This is a genomic window from Labrenzia sp. THAF191a (genome assembly GCF_009363335.1).
Taxonomy (GTDB): domain Bacteria; phylum Pseudomonadota; class Alphaproteobacteria; order Rhizobiales; family Stappiaceae; genus Roseibium; species Roseibium algicola.
This window is the reverse complement of sequence record NZ_CP045335.1, coordinates 169,088-191,323: the sequence shown is the minus strand read 5'-3', so window position 1 is coordinate 191,323 and position 22,236 is coordinate 169,088. Positions and strand designations below refer to the sequence as shown.

General features: G+C 57.8%; 18 protein-coding genes. 5 read left to right on the top strand and 13 right to left on the bottom strand.

Going from position 1 to position 22,236, the window contains the following annotated elements; all coding sequences use genetic code 11:
* Positions 1-110: 110 nt before the first annotated feature.
* The 12 genes from FIV05_RS29305 to FIV05_RS29250 all read right to left on the bottom strand — a co-directional run bounded on the left by FIV05_RS29305 (position 111) and on the right by FIV05_RS29250 (position 15,374).
* Positions 111-2,021, bottom strand: coding sequence for a polysaccharide biosynthesis tyrosine autokinase (locus FIV05_RS29305; RefSeq protein WP_152512437.1), 1,911 nt, complete (start codon positions 2,019-2,021; stop codon positions 111-113).
* Between the two features lie 132 nt (positions 2,022-2,153).
* Positions 2,154-3,281 carry a glycosyltransferase family 4 protein gene (locus tag FIV05_RS29300; protein WP_152512438.1) on the bottom strand — a complete coding sequence of 376 codons (1,128 nt, stop codon included), beginning with the start codon at positions 3,279-3,281 and terminating at the stop codon, positions 2,154-2,156.
* A gap of 3 nt (positions 3,282-3,284) precedes the next feature.
* Positions 3,285-4,274 (bottom strand): glycosyltransferase family 2 protein, encoded by a 990-nt coding sequence (locus tag FIV05_RS29295; RefSeq protein WP_022999559.1) that lies wholly within the window; start codon positions 4,272-4,274, stop codon positions 3,285-3,287.
* Positions 4,271-5,233, bottom strand: coding sequence for an NAD(P)-dependent oxidoreductase (locus FIV05_RS29290; RefSeq protein WP_152512439.1), 963 nt, complete (start codon positions 5,231-5,233; stop codon positions 4,271-4,273). Before FIV05_RS29290 ends, FIV05_RS29295 begins: the two co-directional genes overlap by 4 nt.
* A 9-nt stretch (positions 5,234-5,242) precedes the next feature.
* On the bottom strand, positions 5,243-6,487 hold the full coding sequence (locus FIV05_RS29285) for a class I SAM-dependent methyltransferase (RefSeq protein ID WP_152512440.1): 1,245 nt from the start codon (positions 6,485-6,487) through the stop codon (positions 5,243-5,245).
* Positions 6,488-6,651: 164 nt separating this feature from the next.
* On the bottom strand, positions 6,652-7,884 hold the full coding sequence (locus FIV05_RS29280) for a DegT/DnrJ/EryC1/StrS family aminotransferase (RefSeq protein WP_152512441.1): 1,233 nt from the start codon (positions 7,882-7,884) through the stop codon (positions 6,652-6,654).
* Positions 7,885-7,914: 30 nt separating this feature from the next.
* On the bottom strand, positions 7,915-9,051 hold the full coding sequence (gene rfbG, locus FIV05_RS29275; protein ID WP_152512442.1) for a CDP-glucose 4,6-dehydratase: 1,137 nt from the start codon (positions 9,049-9,051) through the stop codon (positions 7,915-7,917).
* A 10-nt stretch (positions 9,052-9,061) separates the two neighbouring features.
* A complete protein-coding gene (rfbF, locus tag FIV05_RS29270) occupies positions 9,062-9,868 on the bottom strand; it encodes a glucose-1-phosphate cytidylyltransferase (RefSeq protein WP_152512443.1) in 807 nt (268 codons plus the stop codon).
* Between the two features lie 112 nt (positions 9,869-9,980).
* Positions 9,981-11,633 (bottom strand): hypothetical protein, encoded by a 1,653-nt coding sequence (locus FIV05_RS29265; protein WP_152512444.1) that lies wholly within the window; start codon positions 11,631-11,633, stop codon positions 9,981-9,983.
* Positions 11,630-12,058 (bottom strand): GtrA family protein, encoded by a 429-nt coding sequence (locus FIV05_RS29260; RefSeq protein ID WP_152512445.1) that lies wholly within the window; start codon positions 12,056-12,058, stop codon positions 11,630-11,632. Before FIV05_RS29260 ends, FIV05_RS29265 begins: the two co-directional genes overlap by 4 nt.
* Entirely contained in the window at positions 12,055-13,344 is a 1,290-nt protein-coding gene (locus FIV05_RS29255) for a glycosyltransferase family 4 protein (protein ID WP_152512446.1), read from the bottom strand. The genes FIV05_RS29260 and FIV05_RS29255 overlap by 4 nt, the downstream gene beginning before the upstream one ends.
* A complete protein-coding gene (locus FIV05_RS29250; protein ID WP_173014029.1) occupies positions 13,344-15,374 on the bottom strand; it encodes a nucleoside-diphosphate sugar epimerase/dehydratase in 2,031 nt (676 codons plus the stop codon). The genes FIV05_RS29255 and FIV05_RS29250 overlap by 1 nt, the downstream gene beginning before the upstream one ends.
* 1,054 nt (positions 15,375-16,428) lie before the next feature.
* Between FIV05_RS29250 and FIV05_RS29245 the strand changes: the two genes are divergently transcribed.
* From FIV05_RS29245 to FIV05_RS29230, 4 genes are read left to right on the top strand one after another with little or no spacing between them, the layout of a single operon-like run.
* On the top strand, positions 16,429-17,049 hold the full coding sequence (locus tag FIV05_RS29245; RefSeq protein ID WP_152512448.1) for a sugar transferase: 621 nt from the start codon (positions 16,429-16,431) through the stop codon (positions 17,047-17,049).
* Positions 17,046-17,966, top strand: a complete 921-nt coding sequence (locus FIV05_RS29240; protein ID WP_152512449.1) for a formyltransferase family protein — start codon at positions 17,046-17,048, stop codon at positions 17,964-17,966. The genes FIV05_RS29245 and FIV05_RS29240 overlap by 4 nt, the downstream gene beginning before the upstream one ends.
* The gene (locus tag FIV05_RS29235; protein WP_152512450.1) at positions 17,963-18,652 is read left to right on the top strand and encodes a PIG-L deacetylase family protein; all 690 of its coding nucleotides are present in this window, start codon (positions 17,963-17,965) and stop codon (positions 18,650-18,652) included. Before FIV05_RS29240 ends, FIV05_RS29235 begins: the two co-directional genes overlap by 4 nt.
* A gap of 11 nt (positions 18,653-18,663) precedes the next feature.
* Complete coding sequence (locus FIV05_RS29230) at positions 18,664-19,860, top strand: DegT/DnrJ/EryC1/StrS aminotransferase family protein (protein ID WP_152512451.1); 1,197 nt, start codon at positions 18,664-18,666, stop codon at positions 19,858-19,860.
* A gap of 102 nt (positions 19,861-19,962) precedes the next feature.
* Here the strand turns inward: FIV05_RS29230 and FIV05_RS29225 are convergent, their stop codons facing one another.
* Positions 19,963-21,054, bottom strand: a complete 1,092-nt coding sequence (locus FIV05_RS29225) for an acyltransferase (RefSeq protein WP_152512452.1) — start codon at positions 21,052-21,054, stop codon at positions 19,963-19,965.
* Positions 21,055-21,961: 907 nt separating this feature from the next.
* Between FIV05_RS29225 and FIV05_RS29220 the strand changes: the two genes are divergently transcribed.
* Positions 21,962-22,231: a hypothetical protein gene (locus FIV05_RS29220; protein ID WP_152512453.1), complete on the top strand. Its 270-nt coding sequence runs from the start codon at positions 21,962-21,964 to the stop codon at positions 22,229-22,231.
* Positions 22,232-22,236 lie beyond the last annotated feature (5 nt).

The window sequence follows — 22,236 nt, the reverse complement described above, 5'->3', positions numbered from 1 at the left end:
GTGCGCAGCGAAATGTCGAAAAACTCCAGATAGAACAGCATGTCAGACACGGCTTTTTTCGGGTGAATCGTGTCGACTGAAAGGGTCGCGCCACCGTGACGGTAGCTGTCTCAACTTGGCGGTTTGTAGATGTAGCCGTTGTTATAGGCGTAGTATCCTCCTGCCCGGTGAGCTCCGTAGTCGCGAAGCGAATATCGCCGCATGTCGATGTCGTTCAACACCACGCCAGCGAGTGGGATCTGATTGAACCGCAAGGCTTCTGCCGCCGTTCCAAGCGCATCTTCCGACGTGCGTCCCCAGCGGGCGATGAGGATCACGAAGTCCGCAAGCGACGCCAGGCGGTTTGCTTCGTCGGCAGCCAAAACGGGGGCCGTGTCAATCAGGATGACGTCATAGGACGCGCGCAATTTTCTCAAAATCGCCTTGCCACGAGGCGTATTGAACACGCGCCTCGGAATGATGGAATCCTGAGCGAACGACAGGAGATTGATCTGTCCGAAACGGGTGCAAGGCACTATCTGCGCGTCGAAGACGTTCTGATCCTCCCAGATTTCCTGAGGCGTTTCCTTTGGGATTTCGCAACCTGACATGCGTGTCAGGCCATGCCGGTGGATGTCGAGGTCGATCAACAGCACCCGGTGTCCTTCCTGGGCGGCGGAAACCGCGAGTGAGAACGTCAGGGTCGTCTTGCCTTCGTTGGCAAGTGCCGACGTTACGGCCATGACCATGCTGTCCTTTTTCCGGATCTGGTTGGAAAGCAGTGTGAGCAGGCTTCGCAACGCCAGCTGGTACGGTGAATTCTCCTGTCTGGAGGTTCTGCTCAGAAAGAGTTCCTGCTTGTCCCTCTTCCGCCAGTACCGGATCCGCGGAACGTAGCCGATGGTTCGCAGGCCCAGGTACTGCATCGTCTGGGTACCGGTCCAGACCCGGCGGTCGAACAATTCGCGCAACAGCACCAAGGCCAGACCGACAATCAGGCCGCCGGCAATCCCAAGCGCAAAAATGACGGGACGGTTGGGTGTCGCCGGTTTCAGCGGAGCGGAAGCCACAGTCACCTGCCGGGCATCGGGCTGAAGAAAGTCGATCTGTGTTTCCAGTGCGTTACGCCGGTCTACAAGTGCCTGGTACCTGGCAAGATCCGCATCCAGCGACCTCTGCAGCTTGGACTGTGTCAGTTCGGCGCGCGTTCGCTCCTCAAGCTTCGTTTCCACCGCGGCAAGACGCTGTTTGCTTTCATTGATCCGGATGGAAGACGCATTCTGGTCGCGCGCCAGATTGAGGATAGACGTCAATCTGTTCAGCTCTGCCCTCAACTCGTCGCCGAGGCTGGTGTCGTCCAGTTCGTTTTCGCGAATGAGTTCCGCCAGACGCGCTTCCATCTCGCTCAGGCGACCGCCGAGTAACGTTATCCGGTCCCACAATTCTGAGATTGAATACTGTACGGCTTTCTTCTTGTCCCGAAGAGAGTCATCGATGTATGTACTTGAGAGTGTATTGGCCAGTTGCGCAGCCATGACGGCATCAGGATGCCGCACACGAATATCGAGCGCCAGGCTCTCGCCTCGCCGTTCAACCGTATAGCTGTTGAGCATGCGTACCAGCACCGCTTCGAATTGCTGTTCATCAGTGGGAACCGGCGTTTCGGTCGCCGAAAGGTACGGATTGAAATAGGTGTCTGCGATCAGGTTCAGTTCGCTGGCGACCTTGCGGGCGAATTCGACTGAGCGCAGAAAATCGATCTCGGTCTCGATGTGGATAAGCGACGTGTCGGAATTCTCGATTGTCGTCTCTGTCGGATTAATTCTCGTTTCAACCTTCGCCAGAATGATGGTCGACCGAGCGGCATATTTTGGCTGAATGACCTGAAGGGCAAGATAGGCGGCCCCCAGACCCATCAACATGGCCAAGCTCAGCCAGATCCAGTTTCTTCGCAACACCTTGAAAATGGCAAAGAAGCCGAACTGTATCGGACGTTCAGCGAATGCATATTGCTCCTGCTGCGAGTCAACAATACTGCTCATGAAGATCCCCCAAATGCCGACGAATTCCGCCGGATTGTCCTGGTATTGAAGTCGATTTTGCCGGGCGCTCCGATATCGGTTCGCACCAGGTCCGTTGCCACGGACATCGCGGCACCTGCAGGGCTGACAGGCTCACGCATTCGCATGTGAATAGCCCTCCCCTGCCGGTTTGCCGCGGTTGAATGCTTCCTTCCGGGCCGCGTCGGAAATCGTCCGGTCCCAGAGGGCTAGAATGGTCTCAGGTGCCAGTTTTTGCTGCAGGCGGACATTCGCATCCGCCATTGCGGCCCTCAGGGTCGGGTTGGACATCAGGCGACCAATCGCGTCGGCCAGTGCCCCGACATTGCCGTCCTGAACCAGAAGTCCGTTCACGCCATCGAAGACCAGTTCCCTTGGGCCGTAGGCGCAGTCGAACGCCACGACGGGAAGCCCGCTGACGACAGCTTCGGCGACAACGTTCGGAAACCCTTCGAAACGGGACGAAAGAACCAGAATGTCGGAAGTCCGGATCCATTCTCCGTGCCTTGCGCTCTTGCCCGGCAGGGAAACAATATCCTGAAGACCAAGACGGTCACGCTGCGCTTCCAGGGAAGCACGGGCGGTGCCTTCTCCATAGATCGTCAGTCTTGCATCCGGCTGTTTTTCGCGCACCAGAGACATGGCGTCGATGAGCAGATCAAAGCCTTTCTGGTGATCCAGTCGTCCAACGGCAACGAGCCTCTTGCCACCGGTTGAAGGGGCCACACCGTCGATCGGCGCACAGGGGTTCGGGATCACCTGGGCACAGGGTTGTACCCGCGCCGGCAGGTCCTGCCGTGCCCGCTCGGTCTGCATGACCATCGCGGCGGCCCTGGGCATCAGGGCATTCTGGGCACGGCGCCAGATCGGGTGTGCCTTTTGTGCCAGCGGATTGTTGCGCTCGGACGCGATCACAGGCACCGACGAACCGGTGGCCAGAAGGGTCAGAACGTTGACCTTTGTCAGGAACGAGAGGCACACATTCGGCGATAGAGCCCGAACCAGCTTGCGGATACTGGCAAGCCGGCGCAACGGCAGGGGAAGCAGCCCTCTGCCGTTATCCCTGTCGAGAACGTGCAGGACGACGTTGTCCGGATAATCGAAATACGATCCTGCATCGGGGCAGGTCATTGCTGCGACGTGCACTTCATCGCCAAGCTCAGCACGATGTGCCGCCAGCATGGCAACGATCTTTTCCGTGCCGCCTGCGCCAAAACTAGCCTGAACGAAGAGCAGTTTCATGGTTTATTCCGCAGCCTCCACCATGGTGCGTCGACCCTTCGGAACCGCATCATTCCGTTGTCCGTTGCCATTCAGTTCGATTTCAACCAGTGGCCGGTTCAGGTTCTTCGACTGCAGGAATATCCGTCCGACATATTCACCCAGAATGCCGAGAAACATCGCGTTCACCGTCATCGAAAGCAGGATCAGCGTCGTGGTCGTCGCAAAACCGGCAGGCCACTCCTGGCCGAAGACCAGTTTGCCGATGAGGTAGCCCGAAAGCAGCAGGAAGGCGCAGAGGCCGCCCAGAAGGCTGATCAGGGACGCCAGCCGCAACGGCACAAGCGAATGGTTGATCAGGCCATCGACCGCGAGGGAAATCATTGCACGGAGCGGGAACTTGGAATCTCCAGCCACGCGAGCGTTTCGGTCGTACTCAAAACCGGTCTGGTTGAAACCCATGCCACTGATGAGACCGCGGACATAGGGCGAGCGGTCTTCCACGCGGCGCAGCTCATCGAGAATGCGCCGGTCGGTCAGCCGGAATTCGCCTGCGTTCCGGGGAAGGTCGTCCTCGCTGATCGCGTCGATCAGTGCATAGAAGGTTCTGCGCAGCCACGCGACGACCGGACCGTCCGGCAGGCTCCGCCGGATTCCGTAGACGACGTGGTAGCCCTTGCGCCAGGTATCGAGCATCTGCGGGATCAGTTCGGGCGGATCCTGGAGGTCGCAATCAAGCTGTATGGCGCAAGCGCCCTCGGCAGCCCTGTAGGCGGTCAGCACCGAAGCCTGGTACCCGACATTCCGAGAGAACCGTATCACGCGAACCCGTGGGTCCTCGGCAGCAATTTCCGTGAGAATGGAGAAGGTCTCATCACTGGAATGATTGTCGGTGAAGATGAGTTCCGGCTCATAGTCGGGAAGCTGCTCGAACACGTCCATGACACGTTTGTAGGTGTTGCGAACGTTGTCCTCTTCATTCAGTGCCGGGATCAGGATCGAGACGAGAGTCATGCCTGCATCTCCGTTGCAAAGTTTGGAATGATGTTCTCTCGTGCCCATTTCACGGTCCTTTCGAGGCCATCTTGAAGCTTGATTTCCGCTGACCAGCCAAGGCGATCGCGGATGCGTTCGGCAGAGACGATCAATTCGACGGGATCGCGGACTTGATCGCTGAAATTCACGAGATCGACGTCGGCGCCGGTCAATTTGATCAAGGTCCTCATGACCTCGGCGACCGTCGGGGAATCCCCCGTCCCCACATTGACTACCGGTCCGGCACCTTCTGGATTGTCGCCCAGCATCATGAGCGCCGTGGTCACGTCATCGACATGGATCAGGTCACGGCGATCCAGCGGGCTGCGGACGCTCACTTTCTGGCCGGCCAGCAACTGAGTGATGGCGCGCGGGATCAGGAAACTTTCCGACTGCCCGGGCCCATAGGTCAGGGCCAGCCGTGCGGTAACGGCAAAAAACGGAAGTCGCGGTTGCGCCATCTCCAGATAATGCGTCCCGGCCAGAAGTGAGGCGGCATAGGATCCGCCCGGCTTTTCTCGCTCGGTTTCAGTATAGGGTGTCGGACAGTCCCCGTATTCGGCGATCGTCCCCGTCCTGACGAAAGTCCGGGGCGGGCAATCGCAAGCGGCAAGGGCCGACAGGAGCGCGATCAGCGGCGAGACGTTCTCCTCGACGCTGTCGGCGAGATCCTGCAAGTCCGGCCGGTTTTCGAAACGGGTGCGCGCACCCACATGGAAAACGATCTCCGGCCTGGCTTTTGCCAGGCAGCTGCGAAGTGCCCGAGCGTCGGTGACGTCGAGCCTGTAGAGGCCAACGCGCGACGCGATATCGGCGATCCGGCCCGTGGACGAACGAGGCCGCAAGATCACACTGACCTCGTCACCTCGCTTCAGGCAGGCCCGGGTCAGGTTTGATCCTATAAAACCGGATGCTCCGGTTATGAGTACGCGCGCCATAGTTCTGCCTCAGGGAACGATTTTCGGCACCGGAAGGGGAACGATGAACTTGCCGCCCTTCGCTTCGAATTCGGCCATCTGCTCGCGGATTTCATCCAGGAAATTCCATGCAAGAACCAGCAGGTAGTCGGGTTGCCTCTCGGCTACGGCTTCCGGCGAGAGAACAGGAATGTGCATGCCCGGAGAGAAGAGGCCCTGTTTCAGCGTGTTCCTGTCGACCAGGAAATCGAGTGTCTCCGTGCCGATCCCGAAAAAGTTGAGCAACGTATTGCCCTTGGCGGGAGCGCCGTAGCCGGCAATCGATTTGCCCTCTGCCTTCAATTCCGCCAGCAGCCCGGTCAGGTCCTTGCGGATCTGGTGTACCCGCTCGGCGAAATCCTGATAGGTCGCGGCCTCCGTCATGCCGGCCTGGCGTTCATCTTCAAGCATCTCGTCGACGATTGCCGCGCGTTCCACCTTCAAGGCAGCCGGTTGCATGAATACGCGCATCGAGCCTCCGTGCACCGGAAGCTTGGTGACATCGACCACATCGAGGCCGACGCTTTCGCCCAGACGGACAATCGAAAGCAGGCTCAGTTCCGACAGATGCTCATGGTAGACATTGTCGAATTCATTGGTCTCGAGGATTTCCTTGCCCCACGGCACCTCGATGATGAAGACACCGTCGTCGTCAAGAAGCGTCAGCACGCCCTCGGTGAAGCCGTGCAAGTCATCGATATGGTTGAAGGTGTTCGAAGTCGTGATCACGGCGGCGGGACCTTCGGACGCCCTCAATTCCGCTGCCGTCTCGGGGTTGAAGAATGCCGTGTGCACCCTCACGCCGCGCTCCTGCGCGATTGTCGCAAGGTTCGCAGCCGGGTCCACGCCGAGCGTCTTGCCGCCCAGCCGGTTGGCGTGGGACAGCATGAGCCCGTCGTTGCAGCCGATATCGACGATCAGCCCACCGTTCGCCTTGCTAACGGCAACCTCCGCAAGCTCCGCGAAATGGGAATGCATCGTCGCGGCGCCGGAAGGTACATAAAGGTAGTTGGTGAAGAAATCGGCCGGCACCTGATCCGCAACCTGGATCAAGCCGCAATCGAGGCAGGCTTGCGTGTTGAGCGGAAAGGCAACCTGGGGCTGATCGCGATCTGCCGCGCTGGCAAACAGGTTGGCCGGCGGATGAGCTCCCATGGGAAGGAACAGCAAAAGATCCTCGGAACCGCAGGTTCTGCAGGTACGGCGAATGGACTTGTCTAGCTCGAATTTATTCATTTTTTTCAATCGCTCTTAAAATGACTTGCAATGTCAGGTTCAGGTTCATTGCGAATTCCACCAGGCAGAATTCGCGGCAATTCAAGCTTTCGGCGCCGCCCCTCCCCGAAAGTCCCTGCCCATCGCCCGACAGGCATCTCCTTAAGGGTTCGGTAGACTTGGCGTCATCCAACCCTCTCGTTGCCTGCCGCCATGGCACCGAAACCGGCGGAAAACCGGTTTAGGAAATCGGATACGCGCGCGTGCATGTATTCGACGTGATCGTCGTTGAGGCCGTGATGGCAGGCCAGAAGGATGCCGCCACGCATCACGTTGTCGGCGATCGGATAGCCGGACGGATCGACGCGGCAGTCGATGTTCTTCATTGCCGGCTGACGCAGAATATTGCCGGTGAAGACCGGGCGGGTCTGGATGTCGGCCTTTTCGAGATAGATCTGAAGCTCGCGCCTGGTAAACGGCGCGTCGTCCCGAATTGTCAGCGGGAAAGCCAGCCATCCCGTCCTGGCACCTTCCAACTGGCGCGGCAGGACAAACCAGTCTTCATAGTCGGCGAAGAACCGCTTGTGGGCTTCAAAATGCCGTTCGCGCACTGCAATGTTGTGTTGCAGCTTTCCGAGTTGCACGAGCCCGAACGCCGCGCTGATTTCCGAAGGCTCCAGATTGTACCCCAGCGCTTCGAAGACGAACTTCGCGTCATATTCGATGTCATCGAGACGGACATTGAACCGGTTCTCGATTGCTTCCGATTCAACAAAGAGCGATGAACTGCGTCCCCACGAACGCAGCAACAAAGCCTTGCGCGCCAACTCGGGGGTGTTGACGCAAAGCATGCCGCCGTTGCCGGCTCCGTTGATGACGTGCGAACCGTAGAAGCTCGTCGTCGAGACATCCGAGTAGATACCCGTGCTTTCACCGGAAATCGTCGCGCCCAGAGTATCGGCGCTATCTTCGATCACCTTGAGGCCGTGGGCATCGGCGATCTCGCGAATGCGCTTCCAGTTCGGCAGATTGCCGATCAGGGACGGGATCATAACTGCGGAAGTCGCAGGTGTGATCATGCGTTCGATGGCTGTCTCGTCGATGTTGTAGGTGCCCTCGGCGGCGTCGACGAATGCCGGCACAAGGCCCTGGCGGACGAGCGGGGCAACCGTGGTGGCAAACGTCAGCGCCGGTGTGATGACCTCGCTGCCCTTGGGTAGATCGAGGATCTCCACGGCCAGGTAATTGGCCGAAGAACCCGAGTTGACCATGATCCCGAAGTTCTTGCTGAAAAGCTCGGCGACCTTCTGCTGCATGTCACGGACACGCGGACCCATCTGGGTCGAGGTCTTGAGCACTTCGACCACGGCGTCGATCTCTTCCTGTCCGTGTACTGTCTGACCGTAATTAACTCGCATGTGTCAATTTCTCCGGTGATCTCGCGCCGTCTATTCAGCGACCATCGCGTAGCGCGTGAGACTGCTGCCAGCCATCAGGGCGCTGTAGCCGGCAAGCTGCTGTTCGGTGCAGTCGCTCATGTCGTCGCCAAGCGCGTGTGCTTTGTACCAGTCGATTGTCATTCCGATTGCCTCGGCAAGCCTGAGCTGCGGCCGCCATCCAAGGCGGGTGCGGGCCTTGGTGCTGTCGAGGCGCAAAATGCCGGCTTCATGCAGAGCCGATGACGTTCCCGCCTGCTGCTCCGGAAAACGAACCTCTGGAGCGCCTTGGCCCCAGGCTGTTCGCACCATCTGCATCAGCTCGCGCACATTGACCGTGCTTTCGAGCTCGGGACCGAAGTTCCAGGCACCTGCAAACTCGGAGCCGTCCTCGACAAGCCGCGCCGCAAGCTGGAGATAGCCCGATAGCGGCTCCAGTACGTGTTGCCACGGGCGCACCGCCTCGGGGCTGCGGATCTCGAGCGGTACGCCGCTTGACGCTGCCCGCACGATGTCCGGCACCAGCCGCTCCTCACCCCAGTCACCGCCGCCAATGACGTTGCCGGCCCTGACAGTTGCCAGCTGCGGTCCGTTGCTATCGGCGAAGTAGGCGTGGCGGTAGGCTTGCGCCACAAGTTCGGTACACGCCTTCGACGCGCTGTAGGGGTCGTGGCCACCAAGCGGGTCGATCTCCCGGTAGCCCCAGGTCCATTCGCGGTTGTCGTAACACTTGTCGGTCGTGATCACGACGACAGCGCGCAGCGAAGGCATCTGGCGAACCGCATCCAGGACGTTGGCCGTTCCCGAAACGTTGGTTGCAAAGGTTTCCGCCGGATGCCGGTACGAATGGCGCACCAGGGGCTGGGCAGCCAGATGGAAGACGATATCCGCATCCACGCCGCGCAGAGCTTCCTGCAATGCTCCCCGATCCCGGATGTCGGCAATTCGGCTGTCCATGCGATCCGCGAGACCGCAGGATTTGAAGACACCCGGTCCCTCACTGGGAGGCAGGGACAGGCCAACGACATCGGCTCCCAGGTGCAACAGCCAGGCCGAAAGCCAGCCGCCCTTGAACCCTGTGTGGCCTGTGACGAGAACCCGGCGGCCGGCGAAAGCTCGGCCAATATGAGGATCGATAAACTCGGACATGGTCGTCGTCTCAGATCGCGAGTGCCGGCATATTGGCTGGCATTTCCTCATTGAACCGCAGCCACGGCGGCGGAAGCTCGTCGCACAGCGAATTAAGCGTGTCCCGATCGCGCACCGTATCCATCGGATGCCAGAAACCGTCGTGGCGATACGCCATCAGTTCGCCGTCCTTGGCCATCTGGGTCAGGGGCGACTGCTCGAGCGGTTCGGTGTCATCGACCATGTAATCCAGAACACCCGGTTCGAACACGAAGTAGCCGCCGTTGATCCAGGTGTCGCGCTTGCGAACCTTTTCCGTAAACGCGAAGACCCGATCACCCTTGAGTTCGATGTTGCCGAAGCGTGCAGGCGGCTGAACGGCGGTGACGGTGGCAAGCTTTCCATGTGACTTGTGGAAGTCGAGCAGGGCGTTGATGTCGATATTGCCCAGACCGTCCGAATAGGTGCACATGAAGGTTTCGTTGTTGAGCCAGTCACGCAGCCTGCGAATGCGGCCGCTGGTCATCGTGTGAGAACCCGTATCGACAACGCAGACGTTCCAGCCGCCCGGTTCCGACGGTACGAGACGCAACTTTCCTGTATCCACCGATACGGAAATATTGTTGGCAATCAGATGGTAGTTGGCGAAGAACTGTTTAATCAGCAACGCCTTGTAACCGGCCGCAACAACGAAGTCGCGATGGCCGAAATGACTGTAAATATCCATGACGCGAGCGATGATCGGTCGACCACCGACCTCGACCATCGGCTTGGGAATGGTGACTGTTTCTTCAGCCAGGCGTGAGCCTAATCCTCCGGCAAGAAGTACGGTTTGCATTTTTCTTCTCCCTGATTGTCTAAACACTGAAAACAACATCTTGGTGTGAAACGAAGTCAGCCCGACTGAAACGATCGCACTGACAAAACATTGAGAGCCACAGACCGGCGGCTCAGTCCTGGCCTCCCGTTGTTCGAACAAAAAGGCGGCCTTCTCCGTAACGGTTGCTCAGTTCGGCAACCGGAACTTCCAGGTAGTTGTTTGCCCGCACATACTCGAGCATCGGCGCTTCAAGGTCGGGGTCGTAGCCAACGAGGATGGCGGCCGGAGGCTGTTTGCCGAACAGATCTCCCAGACCGTCGGCACCGACCATCCGATAGAAAGCGGCAAGCTCGGCGTCCGTGTAGGGCGCGATCCGGTATGCGAACTGACCGGAAGCAAATTCCGGATAGATGCCGAGACCGGCCTCCATCGGGTAAAGCGGCATGAAGGTTGCCACAGGGCCTTCAGGCACATTGTGCGAGGCCAGCGCCTGCTGCAATTCCTGACCACCGCGAACCAGGCGCGCGGAGGTAAAGTCATCAGGTGTGGCAAGGCTTGCGAGCCCGGGCATAAGCCGCGGAAGCGTGATGACGAGCATGACAAACATGCTGGCAAAAAGAACCGGCACCACTTGCTGACGGTCCCGTGTTCCGATCTGCCGGTAAAACAACGCGCCAAGGATCGGAAGGCAGACCAGCGGCTGAATGTAATACTGCGGAAAACCGGGTGTCGGAACGAAGCTTAGAACGGCGGCAAGAGCCGTGACAGCGAGGACGACAACAATCTGTCCGAGACATTTGCCGTCCTGCCGTTCACCTTTGTGCCCTGCCCGGATCGACATCCAGAACAGGTAAACAAGCACTGTTGCAAGGATCAGCGAACCACCTGCCAACCAGGCTCCGAACGCAAGCTGCAACTTGCCGCCAAGCCCCATCGCCAGGCCGGGTTCGCTGGCGGCGTTCGCCGTCCAGTAGGCGATGTGCGGGCCGGTATGAAATGACAGAACATGCGCAAGAAAGAGCTGCGGATCGTCCAGCAGATACCAGAAGACGGGCAAGGCTCCGACCAGCCCGCCGGCGGCGAGCGGAAGGACAGTTCCGGTCAGGCGCGTGCGCAAGGAAATACGTGCCGGAAGCAGGAAGGCGGCAAGCGCGACCGGGGGAATGAAGACGACCGCACTGACCTTGCTGCCTGCTGCAAGCGAAAGGCACATTCCGGCAACGAAGATCAGGCTGGATCGCGGCCGCTGTTCCATGGTCTCGACCAGGAAAAGGCCTAGCCCCAGAACTGCAAACGGCAGCGGCAGCAGGTTGTTGGTCGCGGCCATACCGGCCTGGCCGAGCAACGGATCCGCGGCGAGAATGGCCACGGCCGAGAACAGCGCCAGCAGCCAGGATCGCGAGATGCGCAGCGTGGTCCAGACAATCGCAAGGATCAGCAGCACCCAAAGAAGAAAGACGCCTGTCCTTGCCGAGCCCAGCAAGCCCTGATCGCCGAAGACGATATGCATGGAGTGGAAGAACCAGGCGACATTCGGCACATGATTGAAGAAGACGTCCTGGTATAGCTGCCAGTCCGGCATATAACGCGCGGGGGGAACGAACATCATCTCGTCCCGCCGCAAACCGAAGGTCATCAGCCTGCCGTAAAGAGCGCCAAGCAGCACCGCGACACCCGCAACCGACGCCGCACTGACTGCAAGGCGCAGCCATTTCTGACGGTGTGCGGCATGTGAAGCCTGATCCACCGCGGCGGCCAATTGGTTGGACTGAAGGACACTCATTGCCGTGCGTCCTTTCTGCCCGTCCGCACGCCGAGGGCGCGGGCAACAAGAATATAGGACAGGGCCACGACAGGCGGCAGCGACAGGAGCTGGGCACCGAGCGCAGGTATCCCGGCGCCGGTCAGGACCGCAAGCAACAGCGCGTTGAATGCATAGGCCGCCACATAGGCGAGGCCGTAGAGCGGAAGTCTGCCAAAGCCGCTGACACCGAAAACAAACCGGGCATGGATGGAATAGTTCCAGATGACCCCGAGACCGAACTGTGCCACGAGAGCGACCTGCGGGTGCACACCTGCCAGGACGAGAATTGCGAAGACCCCGTATCCAAACGCCGTGTTGATTATGCCGGCGCCAAGAAAGCGCACGACCCGGGAGGTCATCAGGTCGGAGAATGCCGTGCGGGCCGTTGTGACGGACTGCGTCATGGGAGGGCTACCTCCGACACCTGACAGGCCAGTTCGGCTTCAGCCGGAGAACCCAGGCTGCGTGAGCCGGAAGCATATCGGACGGCTTCGATGCCCATGAGCTGCATCAGCCTGGCATTCACCCGGTGAATATCATTCTTGCTGCAAACGAGTGCCCGCGCAGCCGCGCCCATCTTTGCAGCCTGTGCCGGTGTTTCGATGAAGCTTTTCATCGATGCGGCGAGAGCCTGAACGTCACCGCGCGGGACGACGAAGCCGGAAACACCGTGTTCTATCGTCTCTCCGCACCCCGGCGCATCGGTGGTGATGACAGCGCGCCCGCAGGACATGGCTTCGAGAATGGAACGTGGAATGCCTTCCCGCAGCGACGTCGGAAGAACCAGCACGCTGCTCGCCTGAAGGAAGGGGACGACATCGTTTGTCGCGCCGCGATATCGCAGCAGTCCTTCGCTTTGCCAGGCGTCGAGCTGCTCTGGTTCGATCGCGTCGGGATTACTGTCGGTCGGGCCCAGGATGTCGAGCTCGAATTCGAGCCCCTGCGTCTTGAGGAGCTTGGCGGCTTCGGCAAGAAGAGCAAGCCCCTTGGACCGAAGCAGCCGCCCCACGAACAGGAAGCGGACGGGTCCCTGCGGAACAGGTGTCGCCGAAAAGCGTGCGGTGTCTACGCCTGAACCCGGAATGTCGTGAAGAGGCACCTGGTCCGGTATCAGCCGATAGTTCCGGATATCCCGGCGGTCCGCGCTATTGTAGCAGAAAGCCGCGGTAAGCTTGCGCAGTGCGATCCGGTGCAGCAATACGGAGGCGCTGCGGACATAACGCCTGCGTCCGGTTGGATGTTCTTCCATGAAGGCATATCCGAGCCCGGTGAACAGCGCGTAGCGGGACCGGATGCCGACCAGTTGTGCTGCAAGGCAGGCATAGACGATCGGCTTCATTGTATATGCGAGGACGAGTTCCGGCTTTTCCTCGCGAAGTGCACGAATGAGAGCCCAGAGGCTGACAAGATCGCTGAAGGGGTTCGTCCCCGTGCGTTTCATGGGAATTTCGCGATGAGCGATCCCGTTCTCGTCCAGAATTCTGGCGGTCTCTGCATCGATCTCGGCGGCGAAAGCGGTCACTTCATAGCCGTTTGCCTGGAAGCGCCGCATCAGATCCAGCCGGAAATTGACCAGCGAATACCCCAGGCTACCGACGATCACAGCCCGCCGGCGGCGCCCGGAAGACCCGGTCCCCGACTTGGAAGACACACTGACCGCGTAGTCCATATGGTTGGCAGAAGCGCTCATTAGCCAGTACTCAGCACTTCAGGTGCACCAACCGGCCGAAGAACGGCATGGGGCGGAATTGGCAACTTCACGGTCATTTCCTTCGCACCTGACCATGCAGCGCTTGCACCCACTTTGGCCGGCTCAACCGCGCACGATGTTTTTGTGCCGTAGCCAGGCACCAGGTCCCGAAGCAACTGGTTGACCAAGGACCCGTTCTGGCACCGTGCAGCAAGCTCCAGCTTCAGGATCATTGCCCGCAACCGCGCAATCGGAACGCCTTCCGGACGTGCGGCGCTGACACCGGGAATTCCGCAATCGGCGCGGGCTTCCGATTTGTCGAAAAGCTCTTCGAACAGCTTCTCGCCGGGACGCATGCCGATGAAATTGATCTTGATATCCTGGTGAGGTGTGAGACCGGCAAGACGGATCATGCGTTCTGCAAGATCGACGATCTTGACCGGCTTGCCCATGTCCAGGACGAAGATCTCACCCTGGCTGGTGTCGAACTTCAGGCCGCTCGCCGCAGATACCAGTGTCAACTGGACAGCTTCGCGGATCGTCATGAAGTACCGTTCCATCTTGGGATCGGTGATCGTGATCGGTCCGCCGTTTGAGATCTGGCGCTGGAACAGCGGTATCAACGACCCTGAGGACCCCAAGACATTGCCAAATCGAACAGAGAAGAACCTGGTGCGTTCTTCCGTCTCGTTGGTGATACGGTCTTGCGCCTGGACGTAGAATTCCGCGACGCGTTTGGTTGCCCCCATGACATTGGTCGTGTTGACGGCCTTGTCGGTCGAGATCTGTACCATTGCGAGAGCACCGATTTCGCGGGCCGCATCGGCAACGTTTCTCGATCCGACAACATTCGTCAGAACGCCCTCGCACGGGTTGAGCTCGACGATCGGCACATGCTTGAGGGCCGCCGCGTTGAACACCAGTTCCGGACGGTGCTGCCGGAAGATCGAGTTGACGCGGTCCGCATCGACAATGGAGGCCACATACATCCGCCGCGGCACATCGGGAAAATGCTGCGACAGATCCATATCGATCGAGTAGGCGTTGAATTCGCAGTTGTCGATGATCACGATCTCTGCCGGATGGAAGGACGCGATCTGCCGTGTAAGTTCGCTGCCGATCGACCCGCCGGCCCCTGTCACCAGGACCCGCCGCCCCTTGAAGACTTCGAACAGCAACGAGCGTTCCACGGCCTTTTGCGGCCGATCCAGAATGTCATCCGGATCCACGGTTCTCATGTTCTGCCCTTCGCCCAGATCTGGGGAACCAAGATCCTCCAGCCCGTGCAGCCTTGAAACGGTCACCCCATGTCCACTGGCCCAGACAGTCAGTTTCTGGATGCCGTCGCTGTCGAAATGGGTTGTCGGTTCGGTCAGGAGCAGCCGCTGTGGCAGTATGTTCCACTGCGAAAGCCGTTCGATCACGTTTTCAGGATCCCTCAGCGTTCCGATGATCTGGACGTCGTGGAAGTAGAGCCCCTGGGTGTTGCGGGCATCATCGATAATTCCGACCGGAAGGTAGCGGGAGCCGGTATTGCGCAAGGAACGCAGGAAGAGGTCGCAACTTGCGCCGGTTCCCACCAGAAGAACCGGAATCCTCGAATCCACCTCTTTCTCCTTGAGATGGCGGCTTTGACGGGTCAGCTCCCGGCCCCTGGCGATAACCCGCAACGCACCGAGCGCAGGCACGGCGAGGTAAAACTGAACGATCACGACAGGAATGGGAACGGAGGCTGTCACAAGGTTGAAACGTGACAGGATTGCAAGCGAAACGCTTGTGAGCAGGGCTCCCTTGAGCAGAACAACGATGTCTCTCAACGAAGTTGATCGCGTGTCCCGGCGGTAGAACCCGGCCAATGGGAAAATCACGAGACCGCAGACACATGCCAGCGCCGCAAATGGCAGTATCGCAGGCAATAACTGCTTTTGAGCCGATCCGGTCACCGTCAGGAGCACTGCAAGCGCTGCAGACAGTGTAATTGAAACGACGTCACCCAGGACAAGTCTGCGATTAGCTTTCAGCTCGGTCAATAATTGTTGGCACCACCGATTAATTTTCGGCCGGCTTTCCAAGACAGAGTGACCCGATGCTTTTATCCCAATCTTCGACGTCGTCTCAGAAGAATAAAAATCCGCCATAAGCAAACGCTCCGCTAAACACTTGAGGCACAAAAATAGCTGTGCCTCGCCGTCCGTTATTTTTTTAACGGACTGATTATTCTTTGTTTTTTGTTGCTGCGACGGTGGCGTATTTACAAAATGGAAAATAAATAAAACGATTCCCACTTCGTGAATGTAGTTTCGACAAATATTTTCAGTTTTTCCGAAGATTAGTCCCTTAAAAGGACATAGATCATCTAAAATAATGATCAGTTCTCAAAAATAAAATCTTCAGAGCATGAAAAAATGCCATACGTCACAGCATTTCATGTTAAATTTAGTCTTGCAATTTCAACCCAAGGTGTAACACATAACGCAAGGTTAATAAATAGTTTTTTTCCACAAATTTCTTGGGCGGATTGATCAGATGGCCTTTTTAGCGTTTCCAAACCCCCAAAAAATACGGAAAAAACAATTAAAATCAGCCAGTTCAGGATGCTGCATTCTGACAGTGCAAAAAACGTCATCGCCACTATCGCGGAGCCTGATTTATGATGAATTTGGTCCCTTCCTGTTGCCGTTCGAACCGCATTCGGACGACTCGTTTTCCCTCCCGTTAGACCTGCTGCCGGGGTGGCTGGAGCGGAGCGAGGGCGGCGGACAGACACTGTCCATGGAATTCTGTCAGGGAATTTCGAGGCGCCTCTGTAAAGGTGCTGTTCAATTCTTAGTCGGCTTCGGAGCAGGTAGCCCGTCCCTGCCCTTCCGTTGCTGAATTGGCGGCTCCGGAAAGGAATTCCCAGGGTGCATTCGGGTTGTTGTCCAAGCGCTTAAACAATGATGTGACTTCCACTTGTAAAATTTGGCTAGTGTGTCAATATTGCGAGGTAGATGCTTATCTTAGGTTCGTAGTTTTCTTTCTATTTTGGTTTTATTGGCCTTCAGAATCTTCTCTGTTTTTTAATTTCAGGAGCCAAGGATTCCGATGAACAGGTTTATTGAAATTTTATTGTGCCTCTGTGCGCTGGTTTTTGCATTTCCGTTTTTCGTGTTCGCGGCATTGCTCACAGTGCTTACCTTGGGGCGGCCGGTTTTTTTCACGCAAACGCGTGCGGGAAAAGGCGGCACGGTGTTTATCCTCGCCAAGCTGCGCACCATGAGCGATGCGCGCGATGCCGGCGGGAACCTGCTGCCTGACGAAAGACGCGTTTCCACGTCCGGAATTTGGCTGAGACGCATGCGGCTCGATGAGTTTCCGCAGCTGCTGTCAATCCTTCGCGGAGAGATGGCCCTGGTCGGACCACGCCCCTTGAAGCCTGAGACAGTGATGCAATTCGGGGCAGACGGGGTCCGGCGCGGGGCCGTGCGGCCGGGGCTGACCGGATGGGCCCAGGTGAGCGGTAACACGTCCTTGAGCAACGAGGAGAAATTGCGACTGGACCTATGGTACATCGCGCATCGCTCCGCAGCGCTCGATCTTCAGATTATCTTTGAAACCATCGGGGTTGCACTTTTCGGTGAGCACAAGAACGCGAGCCGGCTCGATGCCGCAAGCTCCTGGAAAGGTCTCGATAACGGGGCCGACAACAAACAGGTTTCCGCATGAAGACCGTCTTTGTGGGTGCGGTCGAAGGGTCTCTTGAAGCTCTTGCCGCAATTTGCGCCGCCGGTCACGCTCCCGCCCTCGTGGTGACACTGCCGCCGCAACTGTCCGGCCGGCACTCGGATTTTGCCGATCTCGCGCCGACGGCCAAAAAGTACGGCGTGCCGGTACACCACACCGCACGATCCGATAGCGAGGAGACGCTCAAGGTCCTTCGGGAAGTCGACCCTGACCTGATACTTGTGATCGGCTGGTCGCAGATCTGCGGTCCAGACTTTCGCGCGATACCACGGCTCGGCTGTATCGGGTTCCATCCCTCTGCCCTGCCGCGCCTGCGCGGCCGAGGTGTCATTCCCTGGACGATCCTCGTGGGTGAAACCGAGGCTGGCGCAACCCTGTTCTGGCTTGGTGAGGGCGTGGACGATGGCCCGATCGCAGCTCAGATGCGGTACGACATAGACCCGGAAACGATCACCGCTCGTGAACTCTATGACCGCGTCAGGAACGCAGTGTCGCAAATGCTGCCGCCCTTGTTGACCCGGATCCAGTCCGGCGAGGTGCCCTCCGAACCGCAGTCTGAAAACGGCGTAAGCATATGTGCGCGGCGGCGGCCGGAAGATGGGCTTATCGACTGGTCCCGCTCCGCGGCGGAGATCGATCGGCTAATCCGTGCCGTCGGTCCCCCCTATCCCGGAGCTTTTACGGAAACCTCTGACGGGGCCATGCTGACCGTGACCCGCGCCAGGCATTGCCCCCACAAGGGCCGTTACATCGGTCTTCCTGGCCAGGTCCAGGCGGTTGACGGTTCGGTATTTACCGTCGCATGCGGCGACGGCCAATGTCTTGAAATTCTCGAATGGACCGGCCCTGACCGGTGCCCAGGTCTTCACTCCAAATTCAGCAGTCGTGCAAAATCATGAATTCTCCAATTTTCACCGGCGACGGCCCGGCACTTGTAATCGCGCCCCATCCCGATGACGAAGTCCTGGGTGCAGGAGGCACAATTGCCCGTCTTGCGGATCAAGGCAGAGCGGTGCATGTCGCCATTGTCACACGCGGACGTCCGCCCAGGTTTTCAGCCGAGCAGATCCACAAGGTTCGCGAAGAAGCCGCAGCCGCGCACGCCCATCTGGGCATTTCGCAAACCCACTGGCTCGATTTTCCTGCCGCTGAATTGGCGGAGTATCCTCATGCCGATCTGAACGGCGGGCTGGGTGCGCTCGTTCGGGATCTCGACCCGACGCTGGTCCTGGCACCACATCCGGGCGACATCCATCTCGACCATCAGCTCTGCTTTCTGTCCACCCTGGTTGCCAGCCGGCCCCATCAGGCCCGGCACCCCCCTGTCATTGCGGCTTACGAAACTCTTTCGGAAACCAACTGGAATGCGCCGTACCTCACGCCGGCATTCGTTCCCAATGTGTTCGTGGACATTTCAGCAACGCTCGACCGCAAGCTCGAGGCTTTCCAGCTGTTCGCAAGTCAGGTTCGCGAGGCACCCCACGAAAGGTCGGTGGAGTCCCTGCGGGCGCTGGCCACCTTGCGCGGGGCGACCGTTCACCGTTCTGCCGCCGAGGGTTTCGTCCTTGTGCGTTATGTGGTCTGAGGAGAGAGGATATGGGCGGTTGGCCAGTCTACACTGACGAAGAGATCGATGCCGTTACCGGCGTCCTGCGGTCCGGCAAGGTGAATGCCTGGACCGGCCCGGACGTCTTTGCCTTCGAAACGGAGTATTGCGACTACACCGGCGCTGCTCACGCAATCGCAATGGCCAATGGTTCTGTAACACTGGACACCGCGCTGCGAATTCTCGACATTCAGCCGGGCGACGAAGTCATCGTGACCCCACGCAGCTTCGTTGCATCTGCCAGCTGTGTGCTCTTGGCCGGCGGCATTCCGGTGTTCGCCGACATTGATCCGGACAGTCAGAACATCACGCCGGAGACGATTGCCCCCCTCATCACCTCGCGTACGGTCGGCATCCTGCCCGTGCATCTGGCGGGCTGGCCCTGCGACATGGATGGCATCCTGGCCCTTGCCCGCGCCCACAATATCTGGGTGATCGAAGATTGCGCCCAGGCACATGGCGCGATGATCGGTGAACGGCATGTGGGTACACTGGGTGATTTCGGATCCTATTCATTCTGTCAGGACAAGATAATCTCGACAGGGGGCGAAGGAGGGATGCTTCTCACCGACAATCCCGAGCTTTGGTCTCGTGCCTGGAGTTTCAAGGATCACGGCAAGGGCTATGCCACGGTGTTTGAAAAAGACCATCAGCCCGGCTTTCGATGGCTGCATGATTCAGGCCCGGGCACCAACCTTCGCATGGCGGGGCCTTCGGCCGCTATCGGACGCATACAATTGTCGCGGCTCGCGGAAACCCGCGCCCACCGGACGCGCAACGCCTTGACGCTTGCCGAGATCCTCAGCGGGTCGAGTGCGTTACGGGTTCCCGTTCCGCCTCAATCCCTCACCCATGCCTATTATCGCTTTTACGCCTTCGTACGCCCGGAGGCCATGGCCGACAGCTGGTCGCGCGACCGGATCCTTGCCGAAATTGCCGAAGCGGGTCTGCCCGCGTTTTCCGGAAGCTGTTCCGAGATCTACCGAGAGGCATTGTTTCGCGATCGCGGGCTGGGGCCCGACAAACCGCTTCCCGTTGCCAAGCAGCTGGGCGAGACAAGTCTCGCTTTCCTCGTGGATACCACGTGGGAACAGGAGCGGATCATCGAGCTGGCCGAAAAAGTCGCTTCGATCGCTGACCGATCGCTTGCGGTGTCGCGCAAATCACCCGCAAAGGCCCCCGCCTGAAGCAACCAGCCAGCGTCATGTCGAACAACCCAGATTGGCGATAAGGCCATCAATTCCTCGGGTTCACATGCGGTCCAACGTTGATTGGCGTTTGCCACGTTGTCAGGCGTTCTGAACCCTTCTGTTCCGGTAGATTTTCTGTCCGAAGAAGATTTGGTACGGCAGTCGCTCGAGTATCAGATAGGAAAAGTGCGAGAAGATTGATGTAAGAATAAATACTACCGCACCAAAAATTAGAAGGGACACAAAAATATTGTCGCCAAACAGGCCGAAAGATGAGAAAATTTGCCGTGTAGCGAAGTATATATACGGATGAACCAGGTAGAAACTGTAGCTTATTGTTCCGAAGAAGAACATGATCCTGTTGTTCAGTAATTTTCCGGTCAGGCTGTCTTTCGAAGCCGCAAAAAAGAAGTAGGTCGCGGTGGCCAGGACCAGGAGCGCCGGGGCGGGTATGATGGTCGGATAGGCCTCGTAGAACTCGTACGTCCGAAACTTGAAGTCCCACGTGGAAGCCAGATAGACCCAGACGAGAAACGAAATGGCCTCAAGTGTTTTCGTGTACTTCAGACCGCTGGTGATTTCGCTCCTGTACATCCAGTAGATGGCGGCCCCGGACAGAAAAAACAGCGCCTTCGGATAGTAGTAGGTAAACAGTACCGGTATCGCCAGGGATGCGATCTTCCAGACGATGTTCATTTTTCTTGTCAGGAAAAAATACGTCATGCAGGCCAACGTATAAAACATCACTTCATAGGTCAGGCTCCAGGCGTTCGGGGCAACCTGCTTTGTTGTTGTGAACAAATCCAGGAAGGTCAGGGAAAACAGGACTGACTCAAAGTTGTTCAGTTCCGGGTATCTGTTTGTCACGCCATTCAGGACGGCAAAAAACAAGGTCGACACGAGAAAGAGCGGATAGAGCCTCAGAAGGCGCCTGAGGGCAAACTCTGACGGAGAATACCTCATCACGCTCGGCAGGATGACAAACCCGCTGATTACGAAAAACAGCATGACGCCAGATGTGCCGAAGTTGTGAAACGGCACAATCCCTTCAACATATCCCGGCCTGTCATTGTAGATGTGTTCGGCTGTTCCACCGAGAATATGAGCGACCAGCACCATGATCGACGCAACGCCGCGCAGACCGTGTACGGAATAGTTGAATTGCGAACTTTGCGGCGAAGTGGAATTCATAGCGGACCATATTTAATTTTCGAAAACAAAGGTGATTAACGTCCATTGTCAGCCCTGGCTGGTCTGAAACGACGTGGCTGCTCGACATTCAAAAAGTACAATCAGAAGTCTTGTATCGAGCCTACTCGGCATATTTGGTCGCAGGTATCTCTTCGTTATCGACGACCGTGCGACTGCTAACGTTATTTTCAATTTCAAATTAGTATTTCAAAAATATTATCGAAAACAATAGCATTGTCAATTTCGATTTGCCTGATGGTAGATCTCATCAAAGGCGGTGCGGTCTCCTCTTCAAAATTGCTTGAGGAGGCGTCTCTTTCATTTTTGTTGACTTTAGAGCATGTTGCGCTGAATCGGTTTGTATAGGGCGCTCTTGAGCAAGCTGGTACATTGCCCGTTTCGTGATTGACAGCAATCATGGCCAAATGCGTTACAGCAGTCTTGGTACGTACATTGCGCCGCTAATTTCTGATCAATCACGGTGCTCTCTACTACACGGGATGTGTTGTCCTTCCACCTCTCGTGGTTCATCGCGTTGATCTGGACGACGATAGCGGATTCGAGCCGGTGGCAAAGCTTTGGGGGAAAAGGATGCAGGCGCGGTATTAGGTCCGCCGATCCCTTGCCACCTGCAAAGTGCAGGCGATTGCCTGAACCCCAGCATGCAACTTCTCCTTCTCTTGGGCGAAGAACACGCGAGTGGCTTCTCTCTTTTAATGGACAATGAAGAGCGTGACCTTGCAGGTCTCAACTTCAAGGGATCACCAGCCACCGTCTAAGGTGACAAGTCAGCGGAAGGTGTTTGCAATTTGAACAGTTTCGGCCGAATAGTCGCTTTTTAATACGTTCAGTTGTTTTTTAATACTAAGTCTATTATCCTTCGAAGACGCACGATAGTCCTCCCACTTTGTTTGGCGAAACAATCGCGGAGTGGGGAGGCAAAAAGAGTGACCTTCACAAGGAAAAAGATCCGCCTGAAGTAGATCCAAGGTCGAGGAAAACACCTGCGAGCAGTGCCAAGGTCGACGGTTTGTTGCCTGGCAGATTGCTTTTTGTCTACGGAAAGAATGCTTCTGCAAAGGCGATGGTAGAAATGTCCGGATTGATATTGCCGCTAACGAAACGGCCGCTGGATGCAGCCAGCATTTCGCTTGGAATGGACGAACACCGGGAGTGAAATGG